Annotated in this window: 13 protein-coding genes and 1 tRNA gene; 12 read left to right on the plus strand and 2 right to left on the minus strand. The window is 36.8% G+C overall.

All coding sequences use genetic code 11. From position 1 onward, the window contains the following. Nucleotides 1-14 precede the first annotated feature (14 nt). A complete protein-coding gene (gene lipA, locus H710_RS03155) occupies nt 15-968 on the plus strand; it encodes a lipoyl synthase (protein WP_041849403.1) in 954 nt (317 codons plus the stop codon). Between the two features lie 11 nt (nt 969-979). Next, on the plus strand, nt 980-1,441 hold the full coding sequence (locus tag H710_RS03160; protein WP_041849404.1) for a type II toxin-antitoxin system RatA family toxin: 462 nt from the start codon (nt 980-982) through the stop codon (nt 1,439-1,441). Nucleotides 1,442-1,531: 90 nt separating this feature from the next. Here the strand turns inward: H710_RS03160 and H710_RS03165 are convergent, their stop codons facing one another. Continuing rightward, nucleotides 1,532-2,725, minus strand: a complete 1,194-nt coding sequence (locus H710_RS03165; protein WP_080772754.1) for a bifunctional 2-C-methyl-D-erythritol 4-phosphate cytidylyltransferase/2-C-methyl-D-erythritol 2,4-cyclodiphosphate synthase — start codon at nt 2,723-2,725, stop codon at nt 1,532-1,534. Between the two features lie 594 nt (nt 2,726-3,319). On the opposite strand from H710_RS03165, the gene H710_RS03170 reads away from it, so the two are divergent. The 8 genes from H710_RS03170 (at nt 3,320) to H710_RS03205 (ending at nt 14,491) form a co-directional block, all read left to right on the plus strand. Then, a complete protein-coding gene (locus H710_RS03170; protein WP_041849406.1) occupies nt 3,320-5,548 on the plus strand; it encodes a sensor histidine kinase NtrY-like in 2,229 nt (742 codons plus the stop codon). Between the two features lie 27 nt (nt 5,549-5,575). Next, nucleotides 5,576-6,934, plus strand: a complete 1,359-nt coding sequence (locus H710_RS03175; RefSeq protein ID WP_041849407.1) for a sigma-54-dependent transcriptional regulator — start codon at nt 5,576-5,578, stop codon at nt 6,932-6,934. Between the two features lie 3 nt (nt 6,935-6,937). Continuing rightward, nucleotides 6,938-8,314, plus strand: a complete 1,377-nt coding sequence (gene trkA / locus H710_RS03180; RefSeq protein WP_041849408.1) for a Trk system potassium transporter TrkA — start codon at nt 6,938-6,940, stop codon at nt 8,312-8,314. A 4-nt stretch (nt 8,315-8,318) separates the two neighbouring features. Beyond that, the gene (locus H710_RS03185; RefSeq protein WP_041849409.1) at nt 8,319-9,125 is read left to right on the plus strand and encodes a hypothetical protein; all 807 of its coding nucleotides are present in this window, start codon (nt 8,319-8,321) and stop codon (nt 9,123-9,125) included. 146 nt (nt 9,126-9,271) lie between these two features. Then, nucleotides 9,272-9,904, plus strand: coding sequence for an ATP-dependent Clp endopeptidase proteolytic subunit ClpP (gene clpP / locus H710_RS03190; protein WP_041849410.1), 633 nt, complete (start codon nt 9,272-9,274; stop codon nt 9,902-9,904). 206 nt (nt 9,905-10,110) lie between these two features. Continuing rightward, nucleotides 10,111-11,385: an ATP-dependent Clp protease ATP-binding subunit ClpX gene (gene clpX, locus H710_RS03195; protein ID WP_041849411.1), complete on the plus strand. Its 1,275-nt coding sequence runs from the start codon at nt 10,111-10,113 to the stop codon at nt 11,383-11,385. 177 nt (nt 11,386-11,562) lie between these two features. Continuing rightward, the gene (gene lon / locus H710_RS03200; protein WP_041849412.1) at nt 11,563-13,986 is read left to right on the plus strand and encodes an endopeptidase La; all 2,424 of its coding nucleotides are present in this window, start codon (nt 11,563-11,565) and stop codon (nt 13,984-13,986) included. A 202-nt stretch (nt 13,987-14,188) separates the two neighbouring features. Then, nucleotides 14,189-14,491: an HU family DNA-binding protein gene (locus tag H710_RS03205; RefSeq protein ID WP_172952859.1), complete on the plus strand. Its 303-nt coding sequence runs from the start codon at nt 14,189-14,191 to the stop codon at nt 14,489-14,491. Nucleotides 14,492-15,195: 704 nt separating this feature from the next. Here H710_RS03205 and trmFO read toward each other — a convergent pair. Next, on the minus strand, nt 15,196-16,584 hold the full coding sequence (gene trmFO, locus H710_RS03210) for a methylenetetrahydrofolate--tRNA-(uracil(54)-C(5))-methyltransferase (FADH(2)-oxidizing) TrmFO (RefSeq protein ID WP_041849413.1): 1,389 nt from the start codon (nt 16,582-16,584) through the stop codon (nt 15,196-15,198). A 156-nt stretch (nt 16,585-16,740) separates the two neighbouring features. On the opposite strand from trmFO, the gene H710_RS03215 reads away from it, so the two are divergent. Further along, nucleotides 16,741-16,823: transfer RNA gene (locus tag H710_RS03215), tRNA-Leu, on the plus strand. Nucleotides 16,824-16,984: 161 nt separating this feature from the next. Beyond that, nucleotides 16,985-18,412, plus strand: coding sequence for a trigger factor (gene tig, locus H710_RS03220; RefSeq protein WP_041849414.1), 1,428 nt, complete (start codon nt 16,985-16,987; stop codon nt 18,410-18,412). The last annotated feature ends 25 nt before the right edge of the window (nt 18,413-18,437 follow it).

The following is an 18,437-nucleotide window of genomic DNA, read 5'->3' on the forward strand; positions in this document are numbered from 1 at the left end:
GGCAGAGGTCCTAAATGGTTACGGTGGTTGATAAAGTTGCGAATATGCGTGTACGTCATCCTGAAAAGGCACATCGTCCAGATACAAGTATTCAGAAAAAACCAGATTGGATTCGTGTAAAGGCACCAACATCACAGGTATATAAAGAAACGCGTGGTATTGTTCGTGCCAATAAATTGGTTACTGTTTGTGAAGAAGCAGGGTGCCCGAATGTTGGCGAATGTTGGAGTCAACGGCATGCTAGTTTCATGATTTTAGGTGAAATTTGTACGCGGGCTTGCGCTTTTTGCAATGTTGCAACAGGTATTCCGCTTGCTGTTGATGACGATGAACCAGAACGTGTAGCAGATGCCGTTGCTCAGATGGGATTAAAACATGTTGTAATTACTTCTGTTGATCGTGATGATCTTGCTGATGGTGGTGCGCAGCATTTTGCAAAAGTTATTTATGCTATTCGTCGAAAATCTCTTGGGACAACGATTGAAGTTCTTACCCCTGATTTTCGTCATAAGGATCACGCTTTAGAAATTGTAGTTGCTGCTAAGCCTGATGTTTTTAATCATAATTTAGAAACGGTTCCATCAAAATATTTAAAAGTTCGACCTGGAGCACGCTATTTTCACTCAATTCGGTTATTGCAACGTGTTAAAGAAATTGATCCAATGATCTTCACAAAATCAGGAATCATGGTTGGTTTTGGAGAAGAACGAAATGAAATTCTTCAATTGATGGATGATTTGCGCTCTGCTGATGTAGATTTTATGACAATAGGGCAATATTTACAGCCCACGCGCAAACATCACCCTGTTATCCGTTTTGTCCCTCCTGATGAATTTGAATCTTTTGCCAAAATTGGTAAAGCAAAGGGCTTTTTGCATATGGCTTCTAGTCCTCTGACACGTTCTTCTCATCATGCAGGAGATGATTTCGAAATTTTGCAAAAAGCACGTGCTCAAAAATTTTCTTGATAAGGATAGTTATGTCGACTTTTACAACACATCGGCAAGTTGCTCATACTGCTCATGAAATGTTTGATCTTGTCGCGGATATTGAATGTTATCCTGAATTTTTACCAATGTGTGAGGCTTTAATTGTACGCTCTCGAGAAGAGTACGAAAACAAAACATTATTTCTTGCTGATATGACAGTTGGCTATAAAATGATTCAGGAAACTTTTACGACTCAAGTTCTTCTTAAACCAAAAGAAAATCTCATTGAGGTTAAATATATTAATGGTCCATTTAAATATCTTGAGAATCGTTGGGCATTTCACCAAATTCAGAATATGAATGCATGTAACATAGAGTTTTTTATTGATTATGAGTTTAAAAGCAAAGTACTTGGAACATTGGTGGGATCAATGTTTGATATTGCTTTTAATAAATTTACTGATGCTTTTGAAAAACGTTCGCATCAGATTTATGGTTTTCCAGAGGAATAAATAATTTTCTTAACTCACTTTGTTGCATGATGGATGGTATGAAGGATTTGTGCTTGAGATAAGCTTAGAGCTTGCCCATAGTAAAATATATTATTTTGGAATTTCTCCTGGATAAATAACAGTAGCAGTTGCAAGAGCAGCAATACCTTCCTCACGACCAATAAATCCCAATTTTTCGTTGGTTGTCGCCTTAATGGAAATACGGTCAGTTGAAATTTTAAGTATCTTCATAAGATTTTCTGTCATGATGTGACGATAGGGACCAATTTTGGGTTTTTCAGCAATGAGTGTGATATCTACATTGGCAATACGACCTTCTGCGTTTTTAATAATTTCAATAGCGTGGTGCAGGAAAATTTCTGACGATGCATTTTTCCATTGCGGATCAGAAGGAGGAAAATGAGTGCCGATATCTCCTGCTCCTTGGGTAGAGAGAAGAGCATCCGTTAGGGCATGAAGCGCAACATCAGCATCTGAATGTCCGTTTAATTTCTTTTCAAAAGGGATTTTGATGCCACATAAAGTGATATAATGGCCGTCTTCAAAAGAATGAACATCATAACCATTTCCAGTACGAATATCAGGAAATATTTGCGTGCCTTTGAGGAGGTATGAGTGTGCGGTTTCAAGATCTTCTGGCCATGTAATTTTTATATTGTTCGGATCTCCAGGGATGGTGCGTATAGGGATACCAAACCATTCAGCGATTGCTGAATCATCAGTAAAGTCTTGTTTATGAGATTGCATCGCTTTTTCATGGGCAGCTAAGATAAGTTTAAATGGAAAGCACTGAGGAGTCTGTGCTCTATAGAGATTAGTGCGTGGGATTGTTTCTAAAACGTGATGTGTGTTGCTGACATATTTAAGGGTATCAGAAACAGAGAGAACAGGGAGAACGCCTTCTTTGTGGTTGATGGAGGTATGGATTTGTTCAAGAAGTGCATTTCCAATAAAGGGGCGTGCACCATCATGAATATGGACATAGTCTGGCTTAACATTTTTGAGTGCACGAAGTCCTTGTAAAGTAGATATTTGACGTGTCTCACCTCCTTCAATAATTGTGAGGTGCTCTTTAAGATCAAGTATAGCGTTTGCACATATTTGGTGGTCATCTGGGTGGATGACTAAAATGATATTTGTGATAGCTGGATGTTGCAAAAAACAACGTATAGTATGACAAATAACTGGCTCTCGTCCTAAAAGTTGGTATTGTTTTGGACCATTTTGGAGAAAGCCTGCTCTGCTTCCACGTCCGGCGGCTAATATGATCGCTGCAATAGAAATATTTAATCTCCTTTTGAAATTTCATTATTTTTTACTCTTATCAATTTTAAACTGACGTTGAAATAGTCATTGCAAATTAAAAATATACATTGTGAAAGAATAATGCACTAAACAAGATGTAGCTAATTCATCTTTGCGTTAGATAGTTAATGTATTTATGATATTTAAATTACAGAAATTGATCAAAGAATAATTAAATTAATTTTGTCAAAATATTTTGTTCTGGAGAGATTATCTTTTGTTATTTTACAACATTAATTACTGAAAATCTCTATGCATTATTTGAAAAAAATACATTTCTACAATTGGTTCAAGGATTTTACATAGAATAAAGTTTCAAAGTGGCATGTTTTTAGCAATATTGAAAATATAACTTAGAGCACTCTAACTAAATGCAGATTACATAAATAAGTATTTAAAAGGGATAATTGGGGAGATAATAGCATTTTTCTTGCTTTGAAGCATTTTCGTATGCATTTTATTCAAAAATTATAGCTCTTTATTTTCTAATCAATTGATATTCTTAATATCGTTTGTCAATTTTTACCACAAGGGGTTGTATAAGGGGAATGAGATAGGTAACGTAAGATAATTATGAGCACAACATCTGGAATACATCTCCAAGGTACAGGCCAAGATACTTATAATGATAGGTCACATCATTTGAGTAAGGTATATACATTTTTAGGTATCATAATTATCGTATTGGCTTTGCTGACGGCTTCTATTTCATTTATTATTCTTATTGGGTTTACTCCTGTTGTTCCTAGTAGAGTTGTAACATTGATCCTCATAGGGGTTAACAGTGTTTGGATTTTTGGATTAATCGTCATCGTTATTTACGAGATAATTCCCATTATCCGTGCATGGCGTTCGAGACGTGCTGCTTCGCGTCTTCATGTGCATCTTATTTCCTTATTTGCACTTGTTGCGACATTACCCGCTGTTGCTGTAGCTCTTGTATTAGGGTTTGCTCTTAATTTAGGGCTTGATCGATGGTTTGATACAACAACTCGGCAAATTGTAGGATCTTCTATCGATTTGGCGAATGCTTATGCAGATGAAATGCTGCAAAATTTGAAAAATTTATCCTATGCTATGGCATTTGCACTAGATAACAAAGCGCTTCTGCTGCACAATTTAGCTGAGTATCGGTTGCAGTTAACACGTCATGCTGCAGGTCGTAATATCCGTGGTGCATTTTTATTAAGCGCTGGAGGAACCATTTTTGCATCAAGTAATCTTGGTGATGAGGATAAATTGCCTATTCCACCGTCTGATCTTATCATACAAGCGACAAATACGAGGCCTTTTTCTTTTCAGCCAGGAATTCACGATTATTTTGGCATTATTTTGAAGTTTACCAATATTCCAAATACATTTTTGTATTTAGTGCGTGATGTTGATAAAACTGTTTTATCTGCTTTGCGTTTGACTGAAGTCAATACAGAGCGTTATCGTGATTTAAATGAAAATCGTCTTCCAATGCAAATTGCATTTGGTATGCTTTATTTATGCCTTTTTTTAAGTTTGTTTTTATCAGCTATTTGGGCAGGCATTGCTGTTGCTGATCGTTTAGTGCGTCCTATTCGGCTTCTTATTGGTGCAGCTGATGATGTGGCTTCTGGGAATATGGAAGTCTTTGTGCCAGTGCGTGCAAAGGATGGTGATATTGGGCAATTATCAAAAACTTTCAATTACATGGTCAGTGAACTTAAAAGCCGACATAATGAGCTTATTGCAGTTCGTGATCAAATTGATGAGCGACGGCGTTTTTCTGAAGCTGTTTTATCTGGTGTAACAGCAGGTGTCGCTGGAATCGATGATAACGGTGATATTACAATTATTAATCGATCTATCGAGACAATGTTTTCTATGGATTCTCAACAGGTTATCGGACATAGTCTTTTATCGCTGAGTGCTGAAATTTGGCAAGTCTTTGAACTTGTTCGTGCATCAGGTCGTAAAAATCATCGTGAGCAAGTAACTTTAAGTGTTACAGGACAGGAGCGTGTTTGTAATGTGCAAATTACAATGGAGGAAGAGGATAGGCAAAGGAAATCTTGGGTCTTGACGATTGATGATATTACGGATCTTGTAGAAGCACAACGTTTATCAGCATGGACAGATGTTGCGCGTCGTATTGCACATGAAATCAAAAATCCACTAACACCTATTCAATTATCAGCTGAACGTATTCGTAGACGCTATGATAAAATGATTGTACAGGATCGAGAAATTTTTGATCGGTGTATCGATACGATTGTTCGACAAGTTGGGGATATTGGGCGTATGGTTGATGAATTTTCTTCTTTTGCACGTATGCCTAAACCACAAATGCATACTTCAGATATACGTGGGTTATTGCATGAGGCATGTTTTTTGATAGAAGTTGTTCGATATGATATCCATTTTGAGAAAGATTTAGGAGATATACCGCTTATAGGTAAATTTGATAATCGTCTTATTGTTCAGGCTTTCAGTAATGTTATAAAAAATGCAAGTGAAGCCATTGATTCAGTAATACGAGCAGAGGGTGTTTACGGTCATATTTTAGTCCGTTCTTATCGCCAAGAGGAGAATTTGGTTGTAGATATTATTGATAACGGTAAGGGGCTTCCAAAAGAACAAAGACAAAAATTATTAGAGCCGTATATAACAACACGGAAAAAAGGCACAGGGCTTGGGTTGGCTATTGTGCGCAAAATTATTGAAGATCATAGTGGTTACATGGAATTATATGATGCACCGAGAAGTTTTTATGGAGGTTGTGGTGCGATGATTCGTATGGTGTTTCCAGTGAACAAAGTAGACTTATGTTGACCATAAATCGTATGATAAGGGGTTGAGATGGTATCAGATATCTTAATTGTTGATGATGAAGTAGATATTCGTGAACTTGTTTCTGGTATTTTGGATGATGAAGGTTATGAAACCCGTGTTGCATGTAATTCTGATGAAGCATTAGAAAAAATTAATGAGCGTGTTCCAAAGTTAATTTTTTTAGATATTTGGTTACAAGGAAGCCGTGTTGATGGTTTAGCGCTACTTGATGAAATCAAAATTCGATATCCAGCTCTTCCAGTGATTATGATTTCTGGTCATGGTAATATTGAAATGGCTGTCTCCGCTATAAAACGAGGTGCGTATGATTTCATTGAAAAACCTTTTAAAGCTGATCGATTAGTATTGGTTGCTGAACGGGCTCTTGAGAATTCAAAATTAAAACGTGAACTTTTGGAATTACGAAAGCGATCAAATGAAATACCAGCATTTCTTGGAACATCAACAGCTATAAAACATTTGCGCCAAGTTGTAGAAAAGGTAGCACCGACCAATAGTCGTGTTATGATTACTGGTCCTTCAGGTGCAGGAAAAGAAATGGCAGCACGGGCTATTCATGCACTTTCAACGCGTTACAATGGACCATTCGTTACAATAAATGCTGCAACAATTACTCCAGAGAGAATGGAAATAGAATTATTTGGCAATGAAATAGAGAGTGGAGAACGTAAAGTTGGTGCATTAGAGGAAGCTCATGGTGGAACATTATACCTTGACGAAATTGCCGATATGCCACGTGGAACTCAAAGTAAGATTCTTCAAGTCTTAACGAGTCAGACGTTTGAGAGGGTTGGCGGTACAAAGCGCGTTAAAGTAGATGTTCGTATAATTTCTTCAACAGTGCAAAATCTTGAAAATTTAATTTCTGATGGGCTATTTAGAGAGGATCTGTTTCATCGTCTTTCCGTTGTGCCTATTTCTGTTCCACCGCTTTCTGCACGTCGTGAAGATATTCCTGAACTTGTTCATCATTTTGTTAAAACTATATCACTGCAGGCTGGTATCAAGCCATGTGACATCAGTGATGATGCTATAGCTGTTTTGCAATCATATACTTGGCCAGGCAATGTACGGCAATTACGTAATAACATTGAGCGTCTTCTTATTCTTGCACGTGAGGATGATAGACCAATAACACCGGAATTGCTTTCTGTTGAAGTGAATGATTCTTTTCCGCATGTGCACATGGAAATAGATAAGAGTGTAATGGATTTGCCGTTACGTGAAGCACGTGAGTTATTTGAAAAAAGATATTTAGCAGCTCAAATTGGGCGTTTAGGTGGCAATATATCACGTACTGCTGAATTTATAGGTATGGAACGTTCAGCTCTACACCGTAAGCTTAAAGCACTTGGAGTTTCATAGATTATGCGTGTTATTATTTGCGGAGCAGGGCAAGTCGGTTATAGTATAGCAGAGCGTCTTTCTTTTGAGAATCATGATATTACTGTTATTGATACTGAAGCGAAGCTGGTTGAAAAAATTCGTGATACGTTGGATATTAGAAGCTTCGTTGGTCATGGTACACATCCTGAAGTTCTTTCAGCTGCGGGTGCCGATGAAGCTGATATGTTGATTGCAGTAACTTTATTTGATGAAGTCAATATGGTCGTGTGCCAAGTAGCACATTCATTATTTAATGTGCCCACTAAAATAGCGCGTATTCGTTCAAAATCATATTTGGAGCCATGTTATAAAACCCTTTTTGCAAGGGAAAGTATTCCTGTTGATGTAGTTATTTCGCCGGAAATTGAAGTTGGGGAAATGGTTCTGCGTCGTATCGCGTTACCGGGAGCGATAGATGTTCTTTATTTTTGTGATGATGAAGTTGTTGCGTTAGCTTTGGAATGTATGGAAGATTGTCCGATCATTAATACCCCCTTGCGTCAGTTAACGGAGCTTTTCCCTGATCTTCAAACAACGGTTGCTGCTGTTAAGCGTGGTTCAGAATTATTGGTAGTGCATTCAGAGACACAATTGCGTGTTGGTGATATTACGTATCTTGTTGCAGCTCGCGATCAGGTGCGTCGTGCACTTGGACTGTTTGGCTATAAAGAACAGGAAGCACATCGCATAATTATTGCAGGGGGTGGTCACATTGGTCTTTATGTTGCACAAGCTATTGAAAAGCGCCTGCATAAATTAAAATTGAAGATTATAGAGGCGCATAGAGAAAGAGCGCTGACAATTGCTGATCAACTTGAAAAAACAACAGTTTTATATGGTAATGTATTAGATCCACTCATTCTTCAAGAAGCTGGGATTGATCAGGCTGATTTAATGATTACATTGACCAATCAAGATCAGGTTAATCTCTTAAGTGCTATTATAGCGAAGAGATTAGGATGCAAATCCAATATGGTATTAATTAATAATGTTGCTTATCAAGAGTTTAGTCGTGCAGTTGGTGTGGATACGCATCTCAATCCTCGTAGCGTTACTGTGTCAAGAATTTTGCAACAAATGCGCCGCGGGCGGATTCGTGCTGTCCATTCAGTTTTTAATGGTGCTGCAGAAATTATTGAAGCAGAAGCAATGCAAACGTCTTCATTGATTGGTAAAACATTATCAGAGCTCAATTTATCAGAAGGCTTACGGATTGGTGCAATTTATCGTAATAAGACAATAATACAACTTGCATCAGATACACGAATTTTATCTGGTGATCGGATAGTGATTTTTTCTCTTGCTAATTGTGTTCGTGATGTTGAGCAATTGTTCCGAGTAAGTTTGGAATATTTTTAATATTATGGATATTTGTACTTTTTGGTATGGTAAACAATTAAGGTTAGTTGATAGGCTTTGTCTAGCATCAATGGTTAAAACTGGTCAACGCGTTAAGCTTTTCAGCTATGAAAGAGTGCAAAATGTACCTATTGGCGTTGAGTTACATGAAGCTCAAGCAATTTTGCCACGTTCAATATTTTATCGACTTGATCCCAATTTTTTTAATCATCAACATAATCATACGATTGTTCAGTTTTCAGATATTTTCTCCGTTATGTTAATGAAATATAAACAAGGTGTTTGGTTAGATACAGATGTTTATCTTGTTCAACAGTTTCATCCAGAAGTAGGTAAAAGTTGGTTAGCTAGAGAAAATGCTTCAAGAGTTGGGGTTTCTGCACTGTATTTACCGCCTGATAATCCGATTATAAAGACATTTGAGGATTATTTGGCGGGTACAGAAATTATTCCTCATTGGTTGGGTTTTAAACGTCGTGTTTGGAGGCCATTTTGGTTAAAAAGAAGAGGAATAACCATTTTACCAAGAATGGTTGGAGTTACGATATTTGGTAATGATGGTATTTCGCGATTAGCTAAACAATATAATTTTTTCCATGAAGCAAAAGAAAAAGAGACATTTTATTATTGGACAGGACGAAAAGCTGAACGGATTTTTGATACAGCTTTTGGTATTAAAATGCTAGAAGATCTGCGCTTTATAGGTTTTCATATTCATAGAAAAGCTAAGACAACTCAAAGACCTCAAGAAGGGAGCTTTTATCATTGGGCAGTGTCACGTATCCCTGATGCGCAGGGTTGGTTTGAGTAGGTTTGTTGTTGTTGTTTTTACATTACTGAAATTTTAATCTACTTGAAATATAATTGATTGTGGCTTGCGTAAGAGAGTATTGTTAGCCTATGAGTAATATGATTAATGCGTAAAGTAACATTTTTAGATTGGTGGAAATAAAAAACATGAGCGATTTGGTAAAAACAGCTTTAAGTTTAGTTCCTATGGTTGTCGAGCAGACTAATCGTGGAGAAAGAGCCTATGATATTTTTTCCCGTCTCTTAAAAGAACGAATTATTTTCATTAATGGTCCTGTTGAAGATAGTATGGCGATGCTTGTGTGTGCACAGTTACTTTTTTTGGAAGCAGAAAATCCTAAAAAAGAGATTAGCCTTTATATCAATTCGCCCGGTGGTGTAGTGACATCTGGTATGGCGATTTATGATACTATGCAGTTTATTCGTCCTCCTGTTTCTACACTATGTATGGGGCAAGCTGCATCTATGGGATCACTACTTTTAACAGCAGGAGCAAAGGGGCATCGTTTTTCATTGCCGAATGCACGTATTATGGTACATCAACCATCTGGTGGTTTCCAAGGTCAAGCTTCTGATATTGAACGGCATGCACAAGATATTATAAGGATGAAACGGCATTTGAATGAAATTTATGTCCAACATACAGGGCAGGATTACGAAATTATTGAGAACACGCTTGATCGTGATCATTTTATGACAGCAGAAGAAGCTAAGATATTTGGTTTGATTGACGATGTTATACAATATCGTGCAGAAACTGAAAAAGAAGAGAAAGATTAGGGAGTTTTTTACAGAAAATAGCATTTATTAAACATGTAAGGATTGCCTTTAAAATAACTATTTTTAAATATAAAATCCTACGAAGATAGTAAATATTTAAAAATATTGTAGCGTTCTTAATTTTTTATAGTCTTTATATTTGTGGTTATGAAAAACTTCTTTAATAGAGACGAGCTGTTTGTGTGTTGGAGTGAAAGGAAAGTGAAATGAGCAAAGTTAGCAATAGTGGGAGCGAACCAAAAAATACACTCTATTGCTCATTTTGCGGCAAAAGTCAGCATGAAGTGCGTAAGCTCATTGCAGGACCTACTGTATTTATCTGTGATGAATGCGTAGAGCTGTGTATGGATATTATTCATGAAGAAAATAAGTCTTCAGGTATTAAGACGCGTGATGGTGTTCCTACTCCACAAGAGATTATAGAGGTTCTTGATGATTATGTTATTGGGCAGCGATATGCAAAGCGTGTTCTTTCTGTTGCTGTTCATAATCACTATAAGCGTCTTGCACATCAGTCTAAAAATAATGCTATTGAGTTAGCAAAATCAAATATTCTTCTTGTTGGACCAACGGGATGTGGAAAAACTTATTTAGCACAAACATTGGCACGCATCATTGATGTACCTTTTACTATGGCAGATGCCACGACCTTGACTGAAGCGGGTTATGTAGGTGAAGATGTTGAAAATATTATTTTGAAACTTCTTCAATCCGCTGATTATAATGTTGAACGTGCACAGCGTGGTATCGTGTATATTGATGAAGTTGATAAAATCTCTCGTAAAGCTGATAATCCATCGATTACAAGGGACGTTTCGGGTGAGGGGGTTCAGCAAGCATTGCTAAAAATTATGGAAGGGACAATAGCCTCTGTTCCTCCGCAAGGTGGGCGTAAGCATCCACAGCAAGAATTTCTTCAAGTTGATACAACAAATATTTTGTTCATTTGTGGGGGCGCTTTTGCTGGCTTGGAACGTATTATTTCGGGGCGTGGTGAAAAAACTTCAATTGGTTTTTCTGCTACTATTAAAGCGCCAGATGAGCGTCGCGTTGGTGAAATTTTTCACGATTTAGAGCCTGAAGACCTTGTTAAGTTTGGTTTAATACCAGAATTTATTGGTCGTCTTCCCATTATTGCTACCTTGGAAGATTTAGATGTTGATGCACTTGTTCGAATTTTGTTACAGCCAAAAAATGCTTTAGTTAAGCAGTATCAACATCTTTTTGAGATGGAAAATGTCGAATTAACGTTTCATGAAGACGCTTTACGCGCTATTGCTAATAAGGCGATTGAGCGTAAAACAGGTGCTCGTGGTTTACGTTCGATTATGGAGAAAATTCTTCTTGATACTATGTTTGAATTACCAGCTCTTGAAGGTGTTCAAAAGGTAGTGATTTCAAGTGATGTTGTTGAAGGAAAGGCACATCCTCTCTATATTTATTCAGAGCGTGTAGAAGATAAAGAAAACGTATCTGCGTGATGTAAGGTTATTGTATAAACGATAATAGGCACTATTTGGAATATATGTCTCTGGGCATTGTGATATGATTCTTGATTTATTTATCTATCGTTACCATCTTCACTTATTATAGGTGGCTAGGTTTTTCTAGAGATGGTTTATAGAGTGAGGGAATCGTCAATTCCAGAAAGGTAAGATATGCAGTATATTGATGAAGAGACTAAGGTGATGGGAGAGCTTTACGCTGTTTTACCGCTCCGTGACATTGTTGTATTTCCACATATGATTGTTCCGCTTTTTGTTGGCAGAGAAAAGTCAATTCATGCTCTTGAAAAAACAATGGCAGAAGATAAGCCAATATTATTGGCTACGCAAAAAAATGCTGCTGATGATGATCCAAAAGCAGAAGATATTTATGATATTGGTACGGTTGCTAATATTCTTCAGCTTTTAAAGCTTCCTGATGGGACTGTGAAGGTTTTGGTTGAAGGTACGGCGCGTGCAAAAATTAGCCAATTCATCACTAATGAAGATTATTATCAAGTTTATGCAGCTATTACAGAGGAATTTGAGGAAGATGAAGTTGAGATTGAAGCTCTTTCTCGATCGGTGATGGTTTATTTTGAAAAATATGTAAAACTTAATAAGAAAATTTCTCCTGAAGTTGTAAGTGCGGTTAGTCAGGTTTATGATCCTTCTAAACTCGCTGATACTATTGCTTCCCATTTAGTCATTAAACTTTCGGATAAGCAGGAAATTTTGGCTTTGTTGTCTATACGTGATCGTCTTGAGCGTGTACTTTCCTTTATGGAAGGAGAAATTTCTGTTTTACAAGTTGAAAAACGTATTCGCTCACATGTTAAACGGCAGATGGAAAAAACTCAACGAGAATATTATTTGAATGAGCAGTTGAAGGCTATTCAGAAAGAGTTAGGAGCAAGTGACGATAGTCGCGATGAACTATCTGAGTTAGAAGAACGCATTAAAAGAACAAAACTTTCAAAGGAGGCACGTGCAAAGGCTGGTGCAGAGCTTAGAAAATTACGTAATATGTCTCCTATGTCTGCAGAGGCAACAGTTGTACGTAATTATCTTGATTGGCTTTTAGCTGTACCTTGGGGAAAAAAATCAAAAATTAAGAATGATTTGGACTTTTCTGAAAAAGTGATGGAAAATGAACATTTTGGTCTTGAGAAAATTAAAGAACGAATCATTGAATATTTAGCAGTACAAAGTCGATCATCGAAAATAAAAGGTCCTATTATTTGTCTCTTAGGTCCTCCAGGTGTTGGAAAAACATCACTTGCACGCTCTATAGCAAAGGCGACAGGTCGTGAATATGTTCGCATTTCATTAGGAGGGGTCCGGGATGAATCAGAGATTCGTGGACATCGTCGGACTTATATTGGTTCTATGCCTGGAAAAATTATTCAATCCATGAGAAAATCTAAAAAAACCAATCCTCTTTTCTTGCTTGATGAAATTGATAAAATGGGTCAAGATTTTCGTGGGGATCCTTCATCAGCTTTACTAGAAGTGCTTGATCCTGAACAAAATGGTACATTCATTGATCACTATTTGGAAATAGAGTATGATCTTTCCGATGTGATGTTTGTTGCAACTGCAAATACGCTTAACATTCCAGGGCCATTAATGGATCGAATGGAAATTATTCGTATTGCAGGTTATACTGAATGTGAAAAGATGGAGATTGCTAAACGGCATCTTTTACCAAAGGTATTAAAGGAACATTCTCTATCTAAAAAAGAGTTCAGTGTTTCTGATGATGCAATAAGGTCGATTATTCAGTTCTACACACGTGAAGCTGGGGTCCGTAACCTTGAGCGTGAGGTAATGAAATTAGCTCGCAAATCAGTTACAAAAATTCTTAAAAATAATCAGAAGTCTATAGAAATTACAGAAGATAATATTGGCGATTTTCTAGGAATAAAGCGTTATCGCTTTGGTCAAGTTGAAGGGGAGAATCAGATTGGTGTTGTTACTGGGCTTGCATGGACTGAAGTTGGTGGAGAATTGTTGACCATTGAAGGAGTGATGATGCCTGGTAAAGGCAAAATGACTGTGACTGGAAATTTACGTGATATCATGAAAGAATCAATTTCTGCGGCGGCGTCTTATGTACGTTTTCGTGCTGTTGATTTTGGCATTGAGCCAACGCTGTTTGAAGAGCGTGATATTCATGTTCATGTCCCAGAGGGAGCAACACCAAAGGATGGTCCATCAGCTGGGATCGCAATGGTGACAGCAATTGTTTCAGTATTAACGGAAATAGCTGTTCATAAAGATATTGCAATGACTGGTGAAATTACTTTGCGTGGGCGTGTTTTACCGATTGGTGGATTGAAAGAAAAATTACTTGCGGCTCTTCGGGGAGGAATTAAAAAAGTTCTCATTCCTGAAGAAAATGCAAAGGATTTGGTTGATATTCCTGATGATGTCAAAAATAATATAGAAATTGTTCCTGTAAGTCATGTTAGTGAAGTACTTAAGCATGCGTTAGTTTGCTTTCCTGAAGCTATTGAATGGACAGATCCTTCTAAAAAAGTATCTACGACTGTTAGAACAGGAAGCGATGATGAAAGCATACCGGTTGCACATTGATTCATTTTTTGAATTTATAATTGTATTTCTCACAGTAATGAAAGCCATTTTTTGGGAAAGGACTTTATTTTTTTTGAAAAAAAATAAAAAAAACGTAAATAACTGTGATTATTGCTAAAAAAACAATGTACTAAGATAAAATAATTCTTCAGTTTACTACAGTTTTCAATAAACTTGCTCATAATCGGTTAAGTTATATCCGGTGATACAGGAAAGGAAATATTCAATGAATAAAAGTGAATTGGTTAACTCCATTGCTGCAAAAGCAGGTGTCTCAAAAGCACAAGCTGGTTCTGTTTTAGATGCCTTTATTGCTTCTGTAACAGAAGCTTTAGGAGAAGGGGGTGATGTGCGTCTTCCAGGTTTTGGTTCTTTTGAAGTTTCTCGGCGTGCTGCTACAAAGGGACGTAATCCTTCGACAGGTGCAGAAATTAATATTCCAGCGCGTTCTGTCCCTAAGTTTTCTGCGGGCAAAAATCTTAAAGAAGCTGTTAATAAACGGTAATTTGAATTCCGTTTTAAAAACCCGGTTTATTAATAAGCGGGTTTTTTTGAAGAAAGCTTTTTAGTCTTTTTTCAAAGATAGGCATTTTATAAAGAGTTGTTAGCAGGGGGGGAGTGTGGCATTTATCCTTTACGTTTTCAGATAAGATATTGCCAGTTTATGAGCGCTGATTTTGGGTGTAAATAGTAATTTTGATTTTCGACTAATATACTGATTGATCTATATAGTTGAATTTACCATGATAACTAGAGTATTGGCTATTGGCTCTACATAAAGTTATTGTTGATTATCGCTAATTATTTTAGAGAATGTTATTAGCGATTTTTTCAAGGGGAAAAAGATATAATCCTAGTTATATTTTATGATGAGCTTTCATTAAATTAAGAGACTTAAAATGTTTTTTCTCTTAAACTGTTTAACAAGTGTTAAACTAGAGTTGGTGTTTATTGATATAGATAGCCCAAAATAATTGATTTACCAGTGTGTAAATCATTAATATACAGGCTATTAAAATAGAGAGAAAATTTTTTAGACGTTAAAGCTTCTACTTGGAGTGTTCATATTCGTCCAGGCATTCTTTTTCAAAATTGGAAAGAGCAATAGGGTTTTTGTGCTGTACTGATTAAAAGTTTTTAAACAGATCGAAGGTGAGTCAACAGGTGTTTTATTAAGATCAAGTCCAAAAATTGATTTTAAAGTTATTTTTATCTGTTTAACCACCGTGTGCAATCATTTAAGGCTCGTTCAACGATAGCTCGCCTCTTTGCTATTTTTTTTTCTTTGTGTTGCATAGTTTTTCTTTGATGATTTGTAGAATCAATAGGTGGAAAAAGACCAAAATTGATATTCATTGGTTGGAAGGATTGTTTTTCTGTTTCTTGAGTTACAATATGCCCGCTGGTAATGTGATTTAAAAGGGCTCCGAATGCTGTAGTTTTTGGTGGCAAAGATGGGTAAGTATTATTATATTCAGCAACAGCGAAGCGTCCGGCAAGAAGTCCTATTGCAGATGATTCTACATAGCCTTCGCAACCTGTAATTTGTCCAGCAAAACGCAATTGAGGTTTCTTCTTTAAACGAAGAGTTTCATCTAGAATGGTTGGTGAATCGAGGTAGGTATTGCGGTGAAGACCACCAAGACGTGCAAACTCTGCTTTTTCAAGACCGGGGATTGTTCTAAAGATACGAACTTGTTCATTATATTTCAGTTTTGTTTGAAAGCCAACCATATTATAGAGAGTGCCAAGCATATTATCTTGCCGTAATTGTACAATGGCATAAGCTTTAATTGTAGGGGTATGGGTATTAGTTAATCCCATAGGTTTCATGGGACCATGCCTTAAGGTTTCAACACCACGTGCGGCCATAACTTCGATTGGTAAGCATCCATCAAAATAAGGTACATTTTCAAATTCACGAAATTCTATTTTTTCTCCATCTTTTAACGCTTGAATAAATGCTTCATATTGTTTTTTATCGAGAGGGCAGTTAATATAATCTTTGCCAGTTCCTCCAGGACCAATTTTGTCATAGCGAGATTGATACCAACAAATATTCATATTAATGCTATCGGTATAAATGATGGGTGCAATGGCATCAAAAAAAGAAAGAGCTTCTGTTCCTGTTATTGTTTGTATTGCATGAGCAAGTGCAGGTGAAGTAAGAGGACCGGTTGCAATAATAACATTGTGCCAGTTTTCAGGAATATCATAGATTTCTTCACGTTTTATGGTTATAAGAGGATGATTTTTGAGTGCTTCTGTAACAGTTTGAGAAAATCCATCACGATCAACAGCAAGTGCGCTTCCAGCTGGCACTTTATTGGCATCTGCAGCTTTCATAATTAGGGATTTAGCTAATCGCATTTCAGCATGTAAAAGTCCTACAGCATTTGTTAATGAATCATCCGAACGGAATGAATTTGAACAGACGAGTTCTGCAAGTTTATCGGTTTTGTGAGCTTCAGATAGTCTTTGTGGTCGCATTTCGTGCAAAATAACAGGGATTCCTAATTGAGAAATTTGCCAACTTGCTTCACTTCCTGCTAAACCACCGCCGATGATATGGATTGGGAGATTTAATTTATTTAACATGATTTAACTTTAGCAAAAGCAATGTTGTCTGAAAAGCATAGATTTTTTATCTATAAATTTTGTGAAAAAATATATTTCTAGTTTTTTTCTTTGATTGGTTGAAATTGAATGGTATAGAAACACCGCTTGTATGAGATTATTGGTTTACAGGTTTAAGCGGGTGTGGCGAAATTGGTAGACGCACCAGATTTAGGTTCTGGCGGGAAACTGTGGGGGTTCGAGTCCCTCCACCCGCACCAAGGCGATTGCTTTGTATGCAACGGATTTCCGAATATTTTGAAAATCCATTTCATGTAAACTGGACATTCAAGTGTTAGCATGTTGGTCTGGCACATAGTGTTGGATATCGTTGTTCCCGGAGCGAGGTTATGAGCCTCCTCAAAGAAATGAAGGTTGTTCGATGCAGGTTACCGAGACAATTAATGAAGGACTGAAGCGCGAAATTCAAGTCGTGATTCCAATGAAAGATTTGGAAGCGAAGTTAAATGAACGATTGGATGATACTAAGGGGAAAATCAAGTTGAATGGTTTTCGCCCTGGTAAAGTGCCTTTTAGTTATTTACGAAAAATGTACGGTAAATCTTTTATGGTTGAAGTTTTGAATGAAATCATTAATGATGCTCCTCGTTCTATTTTGGTTGATCGCAATGAACGTTCAGCAGTGCAACCACAAATTGACATCAATGAAGATCAAAAAGTTCTAAATGGCGAGGCCGATTTTATTTTCAATTTAAAATATGAAGTTTTGCCAGAATTTGAAATTAAAGATTTTAAAGATATAGAAATCACTCGTGAAATTGCTGATGTTTCTGAACAGGAGATTGATGAGGAAGTAAAAAAAATCCTTTCTTCTACTCGTAGTTATTTGGAAGGGGATGGTCCTTCTGAAGATGGTGATCGCGTTACAATCGATTATCTCGGAAAAATTGATGATGTCTCATTTGATGGTGGAACAGGTCATGATGTGCAATTGGTTCTTGGCTTGAACCAATTTATTCCTGGCTTTGAGAAACAGTTAGTTGGTGTAAAAGCTGGTGATACAAAAGCGATTTCTGTTAAGTTCCCTGATAATTATGGTGTTGCACATTTAGCTGGTAAAGATGCAGTTTTTGACATCACTGTTAAGGCTGTATCCAAACCAGATGAGCTAAAAATTGATGATGAAGCAGCTAAAAAGCTTGGTTTAGAATCTCTCGACCGTTTGCGTGAAGTTGTTCGAGGGCAGATTGAAAATCAATATGGCTTAATGACGCGTCAAAAAATTAAGCGTCAAATTCTTGATTCATTAGATGCTGATTATAATTTCGTGATTCCTGAACGTCTTGTAGAAATTGAATTTAATAATATATGGGCTCAAGTTAATAGCGATTTACAAAAGTCGGGTAGAAGTTTTGAAGATGAAAATACTACAGAAGAAAAAGCACGGGAAGAATATCATATGCTTGCGCAGCGTCGTGTTCGTCTTGGTTTAGTGCTTTCTGAAATTGGGATGAAAGCTAATATTCAAGTCAGTGAAAGTGAGTTACAAACAGCAATTTTTGAGCAGGTTCACCAATATCCTGGGAAAGAAAAAGAAATTATGGATTTTTTTCGTCGTACGCCAGAAGCTATCGCGAATTTACGTGCACCTATTTTTGAAGAAAAAGTTATTGATTATTTACTGACACATATAAAAATTAAAGATGAAAAAGTAACAGTCGAAGAATTGATGAAAGAATTTGATGAATCAGATGCAATCAAAAAAAGCTCAGTTAGGAAAACAGCTGCTTCAGATAACAAAGAATCTACCGCAGTTAAAAAAAAGATCTATAGTGGAAAAAAAGTGTAAAAGAATAGGAAGATGTAGCCAAAAA

Origin of the sequence: Bartonella bacilliformis Ver097 (assembly GCF_000709795.1) — a bacterium.
Classification (GTDB): Bacteria; Pseudomonadota; Alphaproteobacteria; order Rhizobiales; family Rhizobiaceae; genus Bartonella; species Bartonella bacilliformis_A.